A 14,796-nucleotide genomic window follows, 5' to 3' on the forward strand; every position below is an offset into this window, starting at 1 on the left:
CGCGGAGTCTACGCGGATGGACCCGCCGTGGGCAGGGCGGAAGGGCACCGCTTTCGGCTCCCGCGACGCCCCGCCCGGCCGGTTCCTACGCGTCCGCCGGGGCCTCGGCGGTGACCGGAGAGGGCGCTTCGCCGGGAATTCCCGGCTTTGACCGGTCTGCCGCGGCCGCCTTGGCCGCCTTCGCCTTGGCGTCCTCGGCGGAGCGGTCGGTCTTCTCAGGCGTAACGAATCGATAACCGACGTTCCGGACGGTTCCGATCAGCGACTCGTGCTCGGGTCCGAGCTTGGCCCGCAGCCGCCGTACGTGCACGTCGACCGTGCGGGTGCCGCCGAAGTAGTCGTAGCCCCACACCTCCTGGAGGAGCTGGGCGCGCGTGAAGACGCGGCCGGGGTGCTGCGCGAGGTACTTCAGCAGCTCGAACTCCTTGAAGGTCAGGTCCAGGACCCGGCCCTTGAGCTTGGCGCTGTACGTCGCCTCGTCCACCGACAGGTCGCCGTTGCGGATCTCCATCGGGGAGTCGTCGTTGACGATCTGCTGCCGGCCCATCGCGAGCCGCAGCCGGGCCTCGACCTCGGCCGGTCCCGCGGTGTCCAGCAGGACGTCGTCGATGCCCCAGTCGGCGGTGACGGCCGCGAGGCCGCCCTCCGTCACGACGAGGACCAGCGGGCAGCCGGGGCCCGTGGAGCGCAGCAGCTGGCACAGGCTGCGGACCTGCGGGAGGTCGCGGCGGCCGTCGACCAGGATGACGTCGGCGCCCGGGGTGTCGACCAGGGCGGGACCCTCCGCCGGGGCCACGCGGACGTTGTGCAGCAGCAGGCCGAGAGCGGGGAGCACCTCCGTCGACGGCTGGAGGGCGTTGGTCAGGAGCAGCAGAGAACTCATCGCACTCCACCTGCCCGGGTCGTCGTGCGTTCGTGCTCGGTTCGCTCGCCCATAACGTCTGGTTCCTCCTCGGTCCCTGCGATGGGGCTACCTCCCGCGCCCGTGGGCCCCGCATGCGTCCGACGGCCCGTACACCCGCGGGTTCCCGCGTCGTATACAAACGCTTTTCGAATGCACAAAAGGACCCGGGGGCTACGCTGCCCGAGTCCTCTGGCAAGCAGAATAGCCGACATGGCCCTTTCTCCGGCAGGTCGTGTGGCGCGTTCCACCGCACGTCCGCATTCCGAGACAGGTGGGGACGCGCGTTTGCGGACGTTCCTGTACACGTCGGACGGCGTGCCGATCGATTCCGTATACGAACCGGGAACGGTCGTATACAGCACCGGCACGCCGCCCTCCGCCCGCCCCGCCTTCGTCGTCGCGCACGGGTTCACCGGGGACGCGGACCGGCCGCAGGTGCGGCGCGTCGCGGAGGCGTTCGGGCGGTACGGGGGCGTCGTCACGTTCTCCTTCCGGGGCCACGGGGCGTCCGGCGGGCGGTCGACGGTCGGCGACCGGGAGGTGCTGGACCTCGCGGCGGCGGTCGCCCGGGCGCGCGAGCTGGGGCACCGGCGGGTGGTGACCGTCGGCTTCTCGATGGGCGGCTCGGTGGTGCTGCGGCAGGCCGCGCTGTACGGCCGGGACAGCGAGCTGCACCCGGACGCGGTCGTGTCGGTGAGCGCGCCCGCCCGCTGGTACTACCGGGGCACCGCCCCCATGCGGCGCCTGCACTGGCTGGTCACCCGGCCCGGGGGCCGCCTGGTGTCCCGCTGCGCCCTGCGCACCCGGATCCACCACCGGGCCTGGGACCCGGTCCCGCTGTCCCCGGTCGAGGCGGTGCCGCGGATCGCGCCGACGCCGCTGCTCGTGGTGCACGGCGACCAGGACGGCTACTTCCCCGTCGACCATCCCCGCATGCTGGCCGCCGCGGCCGGTGACCACGGCGAACTGTGGCTGGAACCCGGCATGGGGCACGCCGAGCACGCGGCCGGCGACGGCCTGCTGCGCCGCATCGGCGACTGGGCCGCCGCCCGGACCGGCCGGGCGGGCTAGCCTTTCGCTGTCCGTCACCGAATCGATTGAGGAACCAGATGGCTAAGGTCACGGTGCGCTACTGGGCCGCCGCGAAGGCCGCGGCCGGGGTGGCCGAGGAGCCCTACGACGCCGCCACGCTCGCCGAGGCGCTCGACGCGGTGCGCGAGCGGCACCCCGGCGAACTCACGCGCGTGCTGCTGCGGTGCTCGTTCCTCGTCGACGGCGACCCCGTGGGCACCCGCGCGCATGAGACGGTACGGCTGGCCGACGGCGGCACGGTCGAAGTGCTCCCGCCGTTCGCAGGAGGATGAGCGACCGATGACGAACCAGCCGTACGAGGGCGCGCACGAAGGCCGCCCGTACGAGGGTCGGTACGAAGGCCGCCCGTACGAAGGCCGCCCGTACGAGGGCCCCTACGAAGGCCAGTACGGGGACTACGACCCGTATCGGCAGCAGCCGGATCCGCAGCAGCCGCAGCCGCCGTACCGGCAGCAGCCCTGGCCGGGACACCCGCAGGGCCCCGGCGACCCGCACGCGGCCGAGCCGCACACGCAGCAGTGGCAGGGCCAGACGTGGGAGACGCGGGTCCAGCCGCCGGTCTCCGCGGAGGAGACGGCGTACCTGCCGCCGCAGGGCCCGGACACGGGCCCGCACGGGCAGCAGCCGCACGGCGGCCACGGCACCGGGCACCACGCGGCACACGCGAGCCACGGCCACGACGCGTACGCCCAGGCCGAGCCCCAGGGCTACGGCGTCCGCAGGCAGCCCCAGCCGCAGCCGCAGCACGCGCAGCCGTACCAGCAGCCGCCCGCGTCCGCGCCGGGTGCGGGCGGCGGTGAGGCGCCCTCCTACGGGCCCGCCACCGTCGCCGGGAACCCCCGGATCACCGACGCCCAGCGGGCCCGCGCCGAGGGCCGCTCGCCGATCATCGACCCGGGCATGCAGCCGGCGCTGCTCACGGCGCTGCTGGGCCTGCTGCTGTCCGGCGCCGCGGCGATCGGCACGTACGCCCTGCTGGTGCCGCTGGTGCTGCTGCAGGCGGTGACGTCCGCGGGCTGGTTCCGGCTGAACGGCATGTGGCCCGCCCGGCAGGGCATCGCGCTGGGCTTCGCGGGCGCGCTGGCCGCGGACGCGGCGCTGCTGGTGTCCGACCGGTCCCCGGCCGCGATCCTCGGCACGCTCGGCGTGTGGGTGCTGCTTGCGCTGGTGCTCCAGCTGCGGTCGCACGCGGACCCGGACGAGCGGATGTACGGCCTGATGGCGACCGTCGCCGCCGCCGCGCTGGCCATCGTGGCCGGCGGCTGGCTCGCGGCCGACGCGGACGCGGTGTCGGCCGGCGCGGTCGCGGTGGCGGTGGCCGTCCTGGCCCGGGCGCTGCCGCTGCCGACCCCGGCGTCGGTGGTGGCGGCACTGCTCGCGGCGGCCGGCGCGGGCATCGCGGTGGGCCGGCTGACGGACCTGGGCGCGTCCGGGGCGCTGCTCGGCGCGGGCGCGGCAGCGTGCGCCCTGATCGGGCACCGCGTGGCGGCCTACGACTACCCGTCCCGCTTCGTCCACTTCACGGCGGGCGTAGCCCTCCCCCTGGCCGCGTCGGCCCCGGCGGTGTACGTCCTGGGACGCGCACTGGGCTAGACGGCGCCGCCGGACCGCGCACGTACGCCCGGTGCGCGGACGGCGGTCCTCAGCCGTGCGACCGCGCGCACCGCATACCGGCGCACCGCGGGCAGCAGGGTCGCCGCCCTGTCACAGGTGATCGACAATCCCCCTGCCCCGTCCCCGGCCGGGCTACGCTCGGCGTTCGACGGGCGCCGGCCGTGGCGGCCACCCGTCGCCGACCGCCGGAACCGGCCACGTGGGGGACACCACATGCGCGCACTGCGAATACTGCTGATCGTCGTCGTGATCCTCGGCGGGCTGTTCGTGATCGTCGACCGGGTCGCGGTGACCCTCGCCGAGGGCGAGGTGGCGGACAGGTTGCGGACCACCGAGAACCTGGCGCACACCCCGGACGTGTCGATCAACGGCTTCCCGTTCCTGACCCAGCTCGCCGGCGGTGAGCTGGACGAGGTGGAGGTCGGCATCGACGACTACGAGGCCGCCGCCGGCAGCGGCGGCGAGAAGATCCGCATTGCCGACCTCACGGCCCGCATGAGGGGCGTCGAGTTCTCCGGCGACTACAGCTCCGCGACCGCCGCCACCGCGACCGGCACGGCGACCATCGCGTACGACGAGCTGCTGAAGACCGCCAAGCCCGAGCCGGCGCAGGTCGCCCCGGGCGTCACCGCCAAGGTCGTGGGGCTCTCCGACGGCGGCAACGGCAAGATCAGGGTCGCGGTGGAGGCCACGCTGTTCGGCACCAAGCTGCCCGAGCCGGTCCACGTGCTCAGCACCGTCAAGGTCGAGGGCGACTCCGTCCGGGTGGACGCCGACGCCCTGCCCAGGATCGGCAGCGTCGAGCTGCCGGAGTCCCGGGTCCGCGCGATCACGGACTTCGAGCAGCGCATCGACGAACTGCCCGGCGGCATCGAGCTCGACAAGGTGCAGGCCGCGAAGAACGGCGTGGAGATCTCGGTGAAGGGTTCGGACGTCCGGCTCGCCGGGTAGCGCGCCGGACGGCGGGCCCGCGCCCCGCTGTCCGGTCCGCGAGACGGCCCTGTCCGCCCCTCAGCTGTGACGGGCGCCGCATCCGGCCGGGGACCCTGCGCCGACCACTCCCGGCGCCCACGCGTCCCGGCATCCGGACGATCGCGTCTCAGCATGCGACACCCCGGTGACATGCCCGCCTCCCCGTCCCTACGATCGACCTCATGAAGCGACAGGCGGACCTCACGAAGCGGCGGGCAGTAGACCTGTGCCGCGTGGCCGCCATGCTCTGTCGCACCTTCTGAGCGGAAGCTCCCGGCTTCCGCATCCCCGCGCCCCGCACAGGGGCCTTCCGTGCGCCGCTTTCCGCGTGAATCCGAACGCACGAGCGCGCACCCCTCGCACTCGCACGCCCCGCCGCAACTGCCCCGGAGGAGAAAGAGCATGAGCCGCAGCGACGTCCTGGTCGATGCCGACTGGCTCCAGGAGCACCTGGACGACCCGAACATCGTCATCGTCGAGGTCGACGAGGACACGTCCGCGTACGACAAGAACCACATCCGCAACGCGGTCCGCATCGACTGGACGCAGGACCTCCAGGACCCGGTCCGCCGCGACTTCATCGACCAGGCAGGCTTCGAGAAGCTCCTGTCGGAGAAGGGCATCGCCAACGACCACACCGTGGTCCTCTACGGCGGCAACAACAACTGGTTCGCCTCGTACGCCTACTGGTACTTCAAGCTCTACGGCCACGAGAACGTCAAGCTCCTCGACGGCGGCCGCAAGAAGTGGGAGCTGGACGCCCGCGAGCTGGTCGACGGCACCCAGGTGCCGGAGCGCCCGAAGACCGAGTACAAGGCCAAGCCGCAGGACACCTCGATCCGCGCCTTCCGCGACGACGTCGTGGCCGCGATCGGCCGGCAGAACCTGGTCGACGTCCGCTCGCCCGACGAGTTCTCCGGCAAGCTGCTCGCACCGGCCCACCTGCCGCAGGAGCAGTCGCAGCGTCCCGGCCACGTCCCGAGCGCCCGCAACATCCCCTGGTCGAAGAACGCCAACGACGACGGCACGTTCAAGTCGGACGAGGAGCTCAAGGCCCTCTACGCCGAGGAGAACGTGGACCTGGCGAAGGACACCATCGCCTACTGCCGCATCGGTGAGCGCTCCGCCCTGACCTGGTTCGTGCTGCACGAGCTGCTCGGCGTGGAGAACGTCAAGAACTACGACGGCTCCTGGACCGAGTACGGCTCCCTCGTCGGCGTGCCGATCGAGCTCGGCGCCAACAAGTAACCCGACCCGACCGACCTTTCCAGACCCCTTCAGGAGTAAGACATGTGCGGTGCGAAGGCCGGCGGCCCGGACGCCTCGACGATCAAGCCCGGTGAGACCACGATCCAGGGTCAGGTGACCAAGGACGGCGAGCCCGTGGTGGGCTACGTCCGCCTGCTGGACTCGACCGGTGAGTTCACCGCCGAGGTGCCCACCTCGGCGACCGGACAGTTCCGCTTCTACGCGGCCGAGGGCACCTGGACCGTCCGCGCCCTCGTGCCCGGCGCCACCGCCGACCGCACGGTCGTCGCCCAGCAGGGCGGCCTGGCCGAGGTCGCCATCGCGGTCTGAGCCACCGGACGACGAGAGGGCCGCACCCCGCGGGGTGCGGCCCTCTGGCGTGTCCGGCGCCCGGACCTAGGCTGGAGACATGTACGCACGACGGCGTCAGCGGTACTTCGTCATGATGGGGACGTGCCTCGCGCTCTTCGTCCTGGCCTGGGGCGTCGTGCGCCTGTGGTCGGTCCCGGTGGCCGTCGGCATGTGCCTGGTGGCGATGGTCATCCCGCCGCTCGCCGCCGTGGTCGCCAACCGCAGGGGTCCCGACGACCGCTGGTGGGACGACCCCTCCGGCGACCCGACGTCCGACGAGTGGTGGGACGAGCTGGACGGCAGACGCCGCCGCTGAGCCCGGGGCGCCGCCGTCTCAGTAGACGAGCGCCTGCGTCTCGTCGGCGAGCGCCTCCTGCACGAAGACCTGCGCCCCCGCGATCCGCACGCCCTCGATCACGTCCTTCTCCGTGATGTCCCGGCGCGCCGCGCACTGTGTGCACAGCGTCACGCGCCCGCCCGCCAGCAGCGAGTCCAGCAGGTCCGGAAGCGGGGCGGCGTGCGGCAGCTCGAACTGCGCGGCGCGGCCCGGCAGCGCGAACCAGGCCGACTCGCCCGTCAGCCACAGGGAGACGTCCACACCGCTGGCCACGGCCACGGCCGCGACGGTGAACGCCTGGGAGCAGCGCTCGGGGGCGTCGGCCCCGGCGGTCACCTTGATCACGAGCTTCTTCGCCATGACTGAATCGTAATCAACCTCCCCACAACCCAAGGGTTTGGCCAGGCGCACGCCTGGCGCGGCGACATCGCCATGGAGATCTGGGTGTCGGGCACCGGTCCGATCCCCAAGTCGAAGATCATGAGCCTGGCCGAGCGTCAGACGGAGCGCCTGTGAGCGACCAGCAGCAGTTCGAGGAGCAGCCCGAGGCGCAGCCCCGGCCGGTGGCGCCCGGCGAGCCGACGGCCACCGCGGCCGAAGAGGTGGCGACGGCCGCAGGGGAGCCGGCCGCGCCGGCCGTCCCGCCCGCGGGCGAGCCCCGCCGTCGCCCGCGGGCCCGCACCGTCACCGTCGCCCTGACCGCCGCACTGGCCGTCCTCGGCGGCGTCGGACACACCGTCGTGACCGTGCAGGGCGCCGACCGCGACGCGGGAGCCGCCGTGTGGACGTTCCCGAAGCGCGGGGACGCCGGCGAGGCGCACGACCGCAAGGGCGAAGCGGGCAAGGGCTCCGGGCTCGTCGGCATGCTCGTGCCGTACGGCACCGACGACTTCGTCCGCGGCCCCGACCTCGGCGAGCACGGCTCCGAGGCGGACCTGGAGGGCGAGCGGGCGACCGCGCTGCGCAAGGAGGCGCTGAGCGGCCTGCCCCGCACCCAGCGCAAGCGGCTGGAGAAGGACATCGACCGCCAGCGCATCAGCGGCATCGCCATGCGCAGCTACCTCCTGCCCCACACCTCCCGCGGCTCCGTGACCGTGAGCATCCAGCTCGCCCGGATGGAGAACAGGTCGGCCGCGCGCACCATCGCGGAGAACCAGAGCGCGTTCCTCGACGCCCTGGACGTCCTGCGCGACGGCCCGGTGATCAAGGGCCACAAGAACGCCCACTGCTTCCTGCCGCCGAAGGACGCCGACGAGGACCTGGAGTCGATGTTCTGCACGGCGTACGTCGGGAACGTCCTGGTCACGGCCACGACCGACGCCGCGAAGCCGTTCGACACCGACAACGTCGCGTCGCTGCTGCGCGAGCAGCTCGACCGCATCGCCGAGCCGGGGGAGGCCGTATGACGACCGAGCAGCAGCACCAGCGGGAGATACCCGGGGTCCTGGCGGCGCCGCCGCCCCCCGTGCCCCCGGCCCCCGCCGCGCCCCCGGCGGCTCCCGGGGACCGCCGCGTCCTGCGCGCCGTCCTGCGCTGGACGTCCGCCGTCGTCGTGTTCGCCGCCGTCGGCGCGTCCACGGCGTACGGCATCACGCGGATGGAGCGCACCGACGTACCCGGGCTCGCCACCGCGTCGGACGGCCGCTGGGACTACCCCACGCTCGTCAGCCCGCCGCGGCCGGCGGGCAGTCCCGGTCCGGTGGACCCGTCGAACCCGGCCGGCACCCACTACGCCGATCTGCGCGAGCTGGTGCTGCCCGCACCGGAGGGCGCCGAGCAGGACCGGGCGCTGCGCGGTGCCGACGGCTGGCTGGCCACGAAGGACTTCCTGGCGGAGTGGCCGGACAAGAAGGAGCGCGAGGAGTTCGGCGACGACCTCACCGAGACCGGCCTGCGGCACATCGCGGCGCGCGGCTGGCGCATGCCGGACGGCACGCACACCCGTATCTACCTGCTCCGTTTCAACACGGAGGCCGGCGTCGCGCGCGCCTTCGGCGGGGACAGCCCCCGCTTCGTGGTGCGCGGCACCGAGGACAGCCAGCTCGACGAGGACTTCCCCGCCGAGGCCGATCTGGTGTGGGCCGACCGGTCGGTGTACGTCGAGACGAAGCCGCACGGGGCCGAGCAGGTGCGGCACGCCGCTGTCCAGGTCGGGGACACCCTCGCGGTGATCATCCAGTCCCGCAGGGGCACCGCGCCCGCCGTGCCGTTCCGGCAGACGGTGACGCTGCAGAGCCAGCTGCTCGGCTGAGCCGCGGGGACGCACCTCGCCCGACAGGGCCCGGCCCCGGCCGCGTAAGCTGGGGGCCGGCCCTGTCTACCGCACCCTCTGCTCACCGAGGAGCACCCCGTGGAACTCTTCTTCGAAATCCTGCTGGTCCTGATCGTCGTCGGCGTCCTCGCCTTCGCCGGCCTGGCCGTGAAGAAGCTGTACCAGGGCCAGCGCTGATCGCGCCCGCACCGACGTATCCCACGCACCCGAAGCACCCGACGAAAAGCAGCTCATGATCGAGATCCCGTCCGACCTCCACAAGGACCTCGTCCCGCTCGCCTTCCTGCTCGGCAGCTGGGCCGGCGCGGGCGTCCACGACTTCCCCGGCGCCGAGAAGTGCAACTTCGGGCAGGAGGTCACCTTCTCGCACGACGGCCGGGACTTCCTGGAGTACTCCTCGCGCAGCTGGGTCCTGGACAACGACGGCAACAAGGTCAGGCCGCTGGAGTCCGAGCACGGCTACTGGCGGATCGACGCCGAGCGCAAGGTCGAGGTGACCATGGTCCGCGACGACGGCGTCGTGGAGGTCTGGTACGGCGAGCTGGCCGACAAGAAACCGCAGATCGACCTGGTGACGGACGCGGTGGCCCGGACGGCCGCCTCCCGCCCCTACACCGGCGCCAAGCGGCTGTACGGCTACGTCAAGAGCGACCTGATGTGGGTCGGCGAGAAGCAGACCCCCGACATCGAGCTGCGCCCCTACATGTCGGCCCACCTGAAGAAGGTCGTCACCCCGGAGGACGTCGAACGCTGGGCGAAGGCCCTCCCGGACGACATGCCGGACGACGGCATCGCGTTCTTCAAGTAGTCCTAGACTTCGGCGTGTGGTGAGCACCGACTGGAAGAGTGATCTCAGGCAGCGCGGCTACCGGCTGACGCCGCAGCGCCAACTCGTGCTCGAAGCCGTGGACACCCTGGAGCACGCGACCCCCGACGACATCCTCGTGGAAGTGAGGAAGACCGCGTCGGGGGTCAACATTTCCACCGTCTACCGCACGCTGGAGCTGCTGGAGGAGCTGGGCCTCGTCTCGCACGCCCACCTCGGGCACGGCGCCCCCACCTACCACCTGGCCGACCGGCACCACCACATCCACCTCGTCTGCCGCGACTGCACGAACGTGATCGAGGCCGACCTGGAGGTGGCCGCCGAGTTCACGGCCAAGCTGCGCGAGACGTTCGGCTTCGACACCGACATGAAGCACTTCGCGATCTTCGGCCGGTGCCGGGACTGTTCCCTGAAGGGTTCAACTACCGAGTCGTAGGCTAGGCGTATGAAGAGCCCTCTGCTGACCCTGCCCGGCGCCGTCCCCGCCGAAGGCGTGGACGAAGGCGTCGCCGCCCACTACGGCGACCTGTTCCGCGAGCAGCGCGCCCTCGCCGACGGCACCGGCTTCGTGGACCTCTCGCACCGCGGCGTCGTCGCCGTGTCCGGCGAGGACCGGCTCGGCTGGCTGCACCTGCTGCTCACCCAGCACGTCAGCGAGCTCCCGGCGGGGCAGGCCACCGAGGCACTGATCCTCTCCGCGAACGGCCACATCGAGCACGCCCTGTACCTGGTGGACGACGGCGCGACGACCTGGGCGCACGTCGAGCCCGGCACCCAGGGGGCGCTGATCGCGTACCTGGAGTCGATGAAGTTCTTCTACCGGGTCGAGGTCGCCGACCGCACCGCCGACACCGCGGTCGTGCACCTGCCGGCCGGCTCCATCGCCGAGATCCCCAAGGACGCCGTCGTCCGCGAGACGCCGTACGGCCGTGACGTCCTGCTGCCGCGCGCCGACCTGGAGTCCTGCGCCGGGTCGGCCGGACCGCCGGCCGGGATCCTGGCGTACGAGGCGCTGCGCGTCGAGCAGCACCGGCCGCGCCTCGGCTTCGAGACCGACCACCGCACCATCCCGCACGAGCTGGGCTGGATCGGCTCCGCGGTGCACCTGCAGAAGGGCTGCTACCGGGGCCAGGAGACCGTCGCCCGGGTGCACAACCTGGGCAAGCCGCCGCGCCGGCTGGTCTTCCTGCACCTGGACGGCAGCGAGGTCCACCTGCCGCCGCCCGGCACCGGGCTGCGGCTGGCCGACGACGGCCCCGAGGGCCGCAAGGTCGGCTTCGTCACCACGTCCGTACGCCACCACGAGCTGGGCCCGGTCGCCCTCGCCCTGGTGAAGCGGAACGTGCCGGTGGACGCCCGCCTCGTCGCCGGGGACACGGCGGCGGCCCAGGAGACCGTGGTCGAACCCTGAGCCTGCCGAGCCCCTGGGGTCCGCAGTTCAGATGTCCAGCAGGACGGTGAACGGGCCGTCGTTCGTCAGGGACACCCGCATCCGCGCGCCGAACCGGCCCGTCGCCACCGTCGCGCCCAGGGCGCGCAGCTGCGCCACGACCTCGTCCACCAGCGGCTCGGCCACGTCGCCGGGGGCCGCCGCGTTCCAGGTGGGGCGGCGGCCCTTGCGGGCGTCGCCGTACAGCGTGAACTGGCTGACCACCAGCAGCGGGGCGTCGATGTCGCTGCACGACTTCTCGTCCGTCAGCACGCGGATCGACCACAGCTTGCGGGCGAGCTGCGCCGCCTTCTCCTTGGTGTCCTCGTGGGTGACCCCGACCAGGACGCACAGTCCCTCGCCGGTGATCTCCCCGACCGTCTCGCCGTCCACGACGACGCTCGCGCCGTCCACCCTCTGCACCACTGCACGCATAGGACCATCATGACGGGCGCCGCGGTGTGCTCCGTGCCGGTGATCTCCGGCGGATCTCCGGTGGATTTTTCTACCGTACGCCCCCATCTGGGGCCGATCGGGGGCACTCATTCACATTGCGGCCACTTGGGATGGCACGATGCTGCCCACACGCCGGTCGAGGGGACGGTAGAGGCACATGAGCACACCGAGTACGGGGCAGCCGCCTGGCGCTGTCCCGTTGACCTGTCCGGGAGACGCCGCCCTGGAGGGCTTGAGGGCGCCCGCGCAGCGCACCGACAGCCCGCCGCTGCCCGGCGATCCTCCACCCGGCTCCGCGGGCGCGGGCTGCCCCGAGGAGCACGACCTGACCCTGCTGAGCCTGCCCGAGCTGCGCACCCTGCGCCGGGACGCGCAGCGCGACGAGGCCGACCTCAGCTATCTGCGGCGGCTGCTGCAGGGCCGCATCGACATCCTGCGGGCGGAACTGACCCGCCGCTCGCCGGTGGGCGCGGCCTCGGTCGCGGCCCCGCCCGAGGCGTCCGTCATCGAGCGGCTGCCGGAGATCCTGACCGACGCGCCAGCCCGGCACCGCTCCTCCGCGCGGCACGTGACGCTGGGGACGCCGCAGGGCGAGGAGTACCGGCTGCTGGCCGCCGAGATGCTCGCCGAGGTCGAGCTGTCGGACCTCGGCGCCCGCACCGACCCGGAGCTGCACGCCGCGATGGGCCGCCTGGTGCGCTACGAGCAGCAGGTGTCCCGCCGCCGCCAGCGGCTGCAGCGCACGGCCGACGACTGCAGCGCGGAGATCGCCCGCCGCTACCGGGAGGGCGAGGCGCAGGTGGACGACCTGCTGACCTGAGGCGGGGGCCCGGTGCCGGGCGGGCGCAAAATGCCGCGACACCCCCGCCCGGGTCGACCTACCGTGCCCCCATGACCCGCAGCGCCGACATCGGCATCCGTCCCATCGGCGAGGCCGAGTTCGCCGACTGGCACCGCGCCGTGCAGACCGGGTTCCTCCAGGAGCCCGCGGTCACCGAGGAGGAACTGGCCGCCCGCCGGGAGCAGTGGGTGGCGGGCCGGCTGCTCGGCGCCTTCGACCGGGGCCGCTGCGTCGCCACGTTCCGCTCCTTCGCGCAGGAGATCACCGCGGTCGGCGGCGCGCCCGTACCGGCCGACGGCGTCTCGAACGTCACCGTCAGCCCGACCCACCGCCGCCGCGGCCTGCTCCGCCGCATGATGGCGGCCGACCTGGCCGCCGCGAAGGACCGCGGCGACGTCGTCGCCACGCTGATCGCCGCCGAGTACCCGATCTACGGGCGGTACGGCTTCGGGCCCGCCACCTGGACCACCGAGTGGACCGTCGACGTGCCGCGGGCCGGCCTCGACCCGCGCCGGCGGGGCCCGGAGGACGGCGGCCGTGTCGACCTGGTGGACGGCGCGGACGTCCGCGGGCTCGGACCCGAGCTGCACGAGCGGCTGCGCCGCGTTCGGCCGGGCGCCGTGAGCCGGGGCGACCTGTGGTGGCGGGTCAACACGGGAGCCGCCCGCTTCCGCCCGTCGTGGACCGAGCCGTTCTACGCCGTGTACCGCGCGGCGGACGGCACGGTCGAGGGAATGGTGTCGTACGAGTCGGACGACAAGTGGGGCGACGCCAAGCAGCCGCTGCACACCCTCGCGGTGAACTGGCTGATCGGCGTGGTCCCGGCCGCGGAACGCGCGCTGTGGCACTACCTGTGCACGATCGACTGGGTCACCACCGTCAAGAGCGGCTGGCGGGCCCCCGACGACCTGCTGCCCCTGTTGCTGCCGGACCCGCGCGCGGCCAGGGTCACCACGCACGCCGACTGGCTGTGGGTGCGGATCCTGGACGTCGTACGGGCGCTTCAGGCGCGGACGTACGAGGAGGAGGGCTCGCTGGTGCTGGAGGTCGTGGACGCCTGGGAGGGCGGCGGGGCCGGCGGGCGCTACCGGCTGGAGGCGGCGGCGGACGGGGCGTCCTGCGCGCCGACCGCCGAGACCGCGGACCTGACGCTGGACATCGGTGACCTGGCGGCGCTGTGGCTCGGTGACGAGTCGGCGGTGCGGCTCGCGGCGCTGGGCCGGGTGCGGGAAGAACGAGCGGGCGCCGCCCGGGTGGCCGACGCCCTGCTGCGTACGTCCAGGCGTCCGTGGTGCCCGGACATGTTCTGAGTCTCCTTCCTGCCCTGGGCCGGCCGGGCTCCCGGCTCCCCTCCGGAAGGGAGCCCGCAGCCGTCCCCCGTCGCCTCTCGCATCGGCCAACCTCCGTAGCGCGTGACCATGTCGTGCGAGTTGGCAGCCAACTTCACTGTATCTCTCTCCATTTGGGCGCGCCTTATCACCACCTTCACACGAACTCCCCATAGCTGGCCGAGGGTTGTAGGGTGGGAACGTGGGCCCGGAACACACCTCCGTCACTGGACGGAAGAGGTCACAGCGGTCACAGCGCACCCACCGCGACGTGGCCGACGAACTGCGCTCCCGGATCAGGTCCGGGGTGCTGCGGCCGGGACAGCGCATGCCCACCCAGGCGGAACTGGCCGACGAGTTCGGCGTGGAGCGCGGTGCCATACGCCAGGCGCTGCGCCTGCTGCAGTCGGAGCGGCTGCTCACCGACGTCTCCAAGGGCAGCCCGGCACGGGTCGCGCCCCACCCCGTCCCGCCGCCGACCGGCCCCGGGGCGCCGCCGCTGCCCACCACGGTCGCCCTCGGCCCCCGCATCGCCGAGGCCTTCGCCGCCCCGCACGTCGAGATCGACGCCCTCTGCCTGACCTCGGTCTCCCTCAACCTCGCCCTCGGCGAGCCGCTGCGCCGCATCCACGCCGGGCAGCTGACGCCGGCCAGGATCGACGTGCGGGTGCTGCTGCCCAGCCGGAACATCGACCTCGCCTTCCCCGTCCCGGTGGAGCGGCACGGCGGCGACGACGTGATCCACGACCGCTGGGTGGCGCAGCGCAACGCGCAGGGCCAGGTCCTCCGGCACAACCTGCTGGCACTGCGCGCCCTGCACGGCATCGACGTACGGGTCGCCTTCCGCGCCCTGCCCTTCACGCCGCCGGTGAAGCTGTACCTGCTCAACGGGGCGGAGGCGCTGTTCGCGTACTACACGCTGCGGCGCCGCGAGGAGGAGATCGACCACGAGCCCCTGCAGATGTACGACACCGAGGGCACCCGGTCGATGCTGTTCGCCTTCGAGCAGGGCGCGGGCCGCCGGGACACGACGTTCGTGGAGCAGTCGCGCCTGTGGTTCGACGCACTGTGGGAGACGATCAGTTCGGAGCTGGTGCTCACGGTCTGACGTCTCCCACGGCGCCGA

19 protein-coding genes are annotated in these 14,796 nt (G+C 73.0%); 16 read left to right on the forward strand and 3 right to left on the reverse strand.

Going from position 1 to position 14,796, the window contains the following annotated elements; translation table 11 throughout:
• Window positions 1-85: 85 nt before the first annotated feature.
• The gene (locus AB0M97_RS17440; RefSeq protein WP_365961730.1) at window positions 86-883 is read right to left on the reverse strand and encodes a response regulator transcription factor; all 798 of its coding nucleotides are present in this window, start codon (window positions 881-883) and stop codon (window positions 86-88) included.
• A 231-nt stretch (window positions 884-1,114) separates the two neighbouring features.
• Between AB0M97_RS17440 and AB0M97_RS17445 the strand changes: the two genes are divergently transcribed.
• The 8 genes from AB0M97_RS17445 (at window position 1,115) to AB0M97_RS17480 (ending at window position 6,497) form a co-directional block, all read left to right on the forward strand.
• Window positions 1,115-1,975 (forward strand): alpha/beta fold hydrolase, encoded by an 861-nt coding sequence (locus AB0M97_RS17445; protein WP_365961731.1) that lies wholly within the window; start codon window positions 1,115-1,117, stop codon window positions 1,973-1,975.
• A gap of 38 nt (window positions 1,976-2,013) precedes the next feature.
• The gene (locus AB0M97_RS17450; protein ID WP_365961732.1) at window positions 2,014-2,268 is read left to right on the forward strand and encodes a MoaD/ThiS family protein; all 255 of its coding nucleotides are present in this window, start codon (window positions 2,014-2,016) and stop codon (window positions 2,266-2,268) included.
• Between the two features lie 7 nt (window positions 2,269-2,275).
• Window positions 2,276-3,589, forward strand: coding sequence for a hypothetical protein (locus tag AB0M97_RS17455; protein WP_365961733.1), 1,314 nt, complete (start codon window positions 2,276-2,278; stop codon window positions 3,587-3,589).
• Between the two features lie 234 nt (window positions 3,590-3,823).
• Window positions 3,824-4,561: a DUF2993 domain-containing protein gene (locus AB0M97_RS17460; RefSeq protein WP_365961734.1), complete on the forward strand. Its 738-nt coding sequence runs from the start codon at window positions 3,824-3,826 to the stop codon at window positions 4,559-4,561.
• 203 nt (window positions 4,562-4,764) lie between these two features.
• The gene (locus AB0M97_RS17465) at window positions 4,765-4,845 is read left to right on the forward strand and encodes a putative leader peptide (RefSeq protein ID WP_350310325.1); all 81 of its coding nucleotides are present in this window, start codon (window positions 4,765-4,767) and stop codon (window positions 4,843-4,845) included.
• Between the two features lie 139 nt (window positions 4,846-4,984).
• Entirely contained in the window at window positions 4,985-5,830 is an 846-nt protein-coding gene (locus tag AB0M97_RS17470; RefSeq protein WP_365961735.1) for a sulfurtransferase, read from the forward strand.
• Between the two features lie 42 nt (window positions 5,831-5,872).
• On the forward strand, window positions 5,873-6,160 hold the full coding sequence (locus tag AB0M97_RS17475) for a DUF1416 domain-containing protein (RefSeq protein WP_003991226.1): 288 nt from the start codon (window positions 5,873-5,875) through the stop codon (window positions 6,158-6,160).
• A 79-nt stretch (window positions 6,161-6,239) separates the two neighbouring features.
• Complete coding sequence (locus AB0M97_RS17480) at window positions 6,240-6,497, forward strand: DUF3099 domain-containing protein (RefSeq protein ID WP_365961736.1); 258 nt, start codon at window positions 6,240-6,242, stop codon at window positions 6,495-6,497.
• Window positions 6,498-6,515: 18 nt separating this feature from the next.
• Here AB0M97_RS17480 and AB0M97_RS17485 read toward each other — a convergent pair whose 3' ends face one another.
• Window positions 6,516-6,878, reverse strand: a complete 363-nt coding sequence (locus tag AB0M97_RS17485; RefSeq protein WP_365961737.1) for a DsrE family protein — start codon at window positions 6,876-6,878, stop codon at window positions 6,516-6,518.
• A 152-nt stretch (window positions 6,879-7,030) separates the two neighbouring features.
• Between AB0M97_RS17485 and AB0M97_RS17490 the strand changes: the two genes are divergently transcribed.
• The 5 genes from AB0M97_RS17490 to AB0M97_RS17510 all read left to right on the forward strand — a co-directional run bounded on the left by AB0M97_RS17490 (window position 7,031) and on the right by AB0M97_RS17510 (window position 11,027).
• Window positions 7,031-7,924 carry a hypothetical protein gene (locus AB0M97_RS17490; RefSeq protein WP_365961738.1) on the forward strand — a complete coding sequence of 298 codons (894 nt, stop codon included), beginning with the start codon at window positions 7,031-7,033 and terminating at the stop codon, window positions 7,922-7,924.
• Entirely contained in the window at window positions 7,921-8,769 is an 849-nt protein-coding gene (locus tag AB0M97_RS17495) for a hypothetical protein (protein ID WP_365961739.1), read from the forward strand. Before AB0M97_RS17490 ends, AB0M97_RS17495 begins: the two co-directional genes overlap by 4 nt.
• Window positions 8,770-9,022: 253 nt before the next feature.
• Window positions 9,023-9,598 (forward strand): FABP family protein, encoded by a 576-nt coding sequence (locus AB0M97_RS17500; RefSeq protein ID WP_365961740.1) that lies wholly within the window; start codon window positions 9,023-9,025, stop codon window positions 9,596-9,598.
• 16 nt (window positions 9,599-9,614) lie between these two features.
• The gene (locus AB0M97_RS17505) at window positions 9,615-10,052 is read left to right on the forward strand and encodes a transcriptional repressor (RefSeq protein ID WP_365961741.1); all 438 of its coding nucleotides are present in this window, start codon (window positions 9,615-9,617) and stop codon (window positions 10,050-10,052) included.
• 9 nt (window positions 10,053-10,061) lie between these two features.
• Entirely contained in the window at window positions 10,062-11,027 is a 966-nt protein-coding gene (locus tag AB0M97_RS17510; RefSeq protein ID WP_365961742.1) for a folate-binding protein, read from the forward strand.
• Between the two features lie 27 nt (window positions 11,028-11,054).
• Here AB0M97_RS17510 and dtd read toward each other — a convergent pair whose 3' ends face one another.
• The gene (gene dtd / locus AB0M97_RS17515; protein WP_365961743.1) at window positions 11,055-11,480 is read right to left on the reverse strand and encodes a D-aminoacyl-tRNA deacylase; all 426 of its coding nucleotides are present in this window, start codon (window positions 11,478-11,480) and stop codon (window positions 11,055-11,057) included.
• A gap of 178 nt (window positions 11,481-11,658) precedes the next feature.
• On the opposite strand from dtd, the gene AB0M97_RS17520 reads away from it, so the two are divergent.
• The 3 genes from AB0M97_RS17520 to AB0M97_RS17530 all read left to right on the forward strand — a co-directional run bounded on the left by AB0M97_RS17520 (window position 11,659) and on the right by AB0M97_RS17530 (window position 14,778).
• Window positions 11,659-12,321 carry an aerial mycelium formation protein gene (locus tag AB0M97_RS17520; protein ID WP_365961744.1) on the forward strand — a complete coding sequence of 221 codons (663 nt, stop codon included), beginning with the start codon at window positions 11,659-11,661 and terminating at the stop codon, window positions 12,319-12,321.
• 71 nt (window positions 12,322-12,392) lie between these two features.
• Window positions 12,393-13,652, forward strand: a complete 1,260-nt coding sequence (locus AB0M97_RS17525; protein ID WP_365961745.1) for a GNAT family N-acetyltransferase — start codon at window positions 12,393-12,395, stop codon at window positions 13,650-13,652.
• Between the two features lie 220 nt (window positions 13,653-13,872).
• Complete coding sequence (locus tag AB0M97_RS17530; RefSeq protein WP_365961746.1) at window positions 13,873-14,778, forward strand: GntR family transcriptional regulator; 906 nt, start codon at window positions 13,873-13,875, stop codon at window positions 14,776-14,778.
• Window positions 14,779-14,796: the final 18 nt, after the last annotated feature.

Origin of the sequence: Streptomyces sp. NPDC051207, assembly GCF_040682395.1 — a bacterium.
Taxonomy (GTDB): Bacteria; Actinomycetota; Actinomycetes; order Streptomycetales; family Streptomycetaceae; genus Streptomyces.

Bases quoted from the DNA above. Each gene is read 5' to 3' on its own strand.
- AB0M97_RS17440 (WP_365961730.1), bottom strand. From the start codon at position 883: ATGAGTTCTCTGCTGCTCCTGACCAACGCCCTCCAGCCGTCGACGGAG.
- AB0M97_RS17445 (WP_365961731.1), top strand. From the start codon at position 1,115: ATGGCCCTTTCTCCGGCAGGTCGTGTGGCGCGTTCCACCGCACGTCCG.
- AB0M97_RS17450 (WP_365961732.1), top strand. From the start codon at position 2,014: ATGGCTAAGGTCACGGTGCGCTACTGGGCCGCCGCGAAGGCCGCGGCC.
- AB0M97_RS17455 (WP_365961733.1), top strand. From the start codon at position 2,276: ATGACGAACCAGCCGTACGAGGGCGCGCACGAAGGCCGCCCGTACGAG.
- AB0M97_RS17460 (WP_365961734.1), top strand. From the start codon at position 3,824: ATGCGCGCACTGCGAATACTGCTGATCGTCGTCGTGATCCTCGGCGGG.
- AB0M97_RS17465 (WP_350310325.1), top strand. From the start codon at position 4,765: ATGAAGCGACAGGCGGACCTCACGAAGCGGCGGGCAGTAGACCTGTGC.
- AB0M97_RS17470 (WP_365961735.1), top strand. From the start codon at position 4,985: ATGAGCCGCAGCGACGTCCTGGTCGATGCCGACTGGCTCCAGGAGCAC.
- AB0M97_RS17475 (WP_003991226.1), top strand. From the start codon at position 5,873: ATGTGCGGTGCGAAGGCCGGCGGCCCGGACGCCTCGACGATCAAGCCC.
- AB0M97_RS17480 (WP_365961736.1), top strand. From the start codon at position 6,240: ATGTACGCACGACGGCGTCAGCGGTACTTCGTCATGATGGGGACGTGC.
- AB0M97_RS17485 (WP_365961737.1), bottom strand. From the start codon at position 6,878: ATGGCGAAGAAGCTCGTGATCAAGGTGACCGCCGGGGCCGACGCCCCC.
- AB0M97_RS17495 (WP_365961739.1), top strand. From the start codon at position 7,921: ATGACGACCGAGCAGCAGCACCAGCGGGAGATACCCGGGGTCCTGGCG.
- AB0M97_RS17500 (WP_365961740.1), top strand. From the start codon at position 9,023: ATGATCGAGATCCCGTCCGACCTCCACAAGGACCTCGTCCCGCTCGCC.
- AB0M97_RS17510 (WP_365961742.1), top strand. From the start codon at position 10,062: ATGAAGAGCCCTCTGCTGACCCTGCCCGGCGCCGTCCCCGCCGAAGGC.
- dtd (WP_365961743.1), bottom strand. From the start codon at position 11,480: ATGCGTGCAGTGGTGCAGAGGGTGGACGGCGCGAGCGTCGTCGTGGAC.
- AB0M97_RS17520 (WP_365961744.1), top strand. From the start codon at position 11,659: ATGAGCACACCGAGTACGGGGCAGCCGCCTGGCGCTGTCCCGTTGACC.
- AB0M97_RS17525 (WP_365961745.1), top strand. From the start codon at position 12,393: ATGACCCGCAGCGCCGACATCGGCATCCGTCCCATCGGCGAGGCCGAG.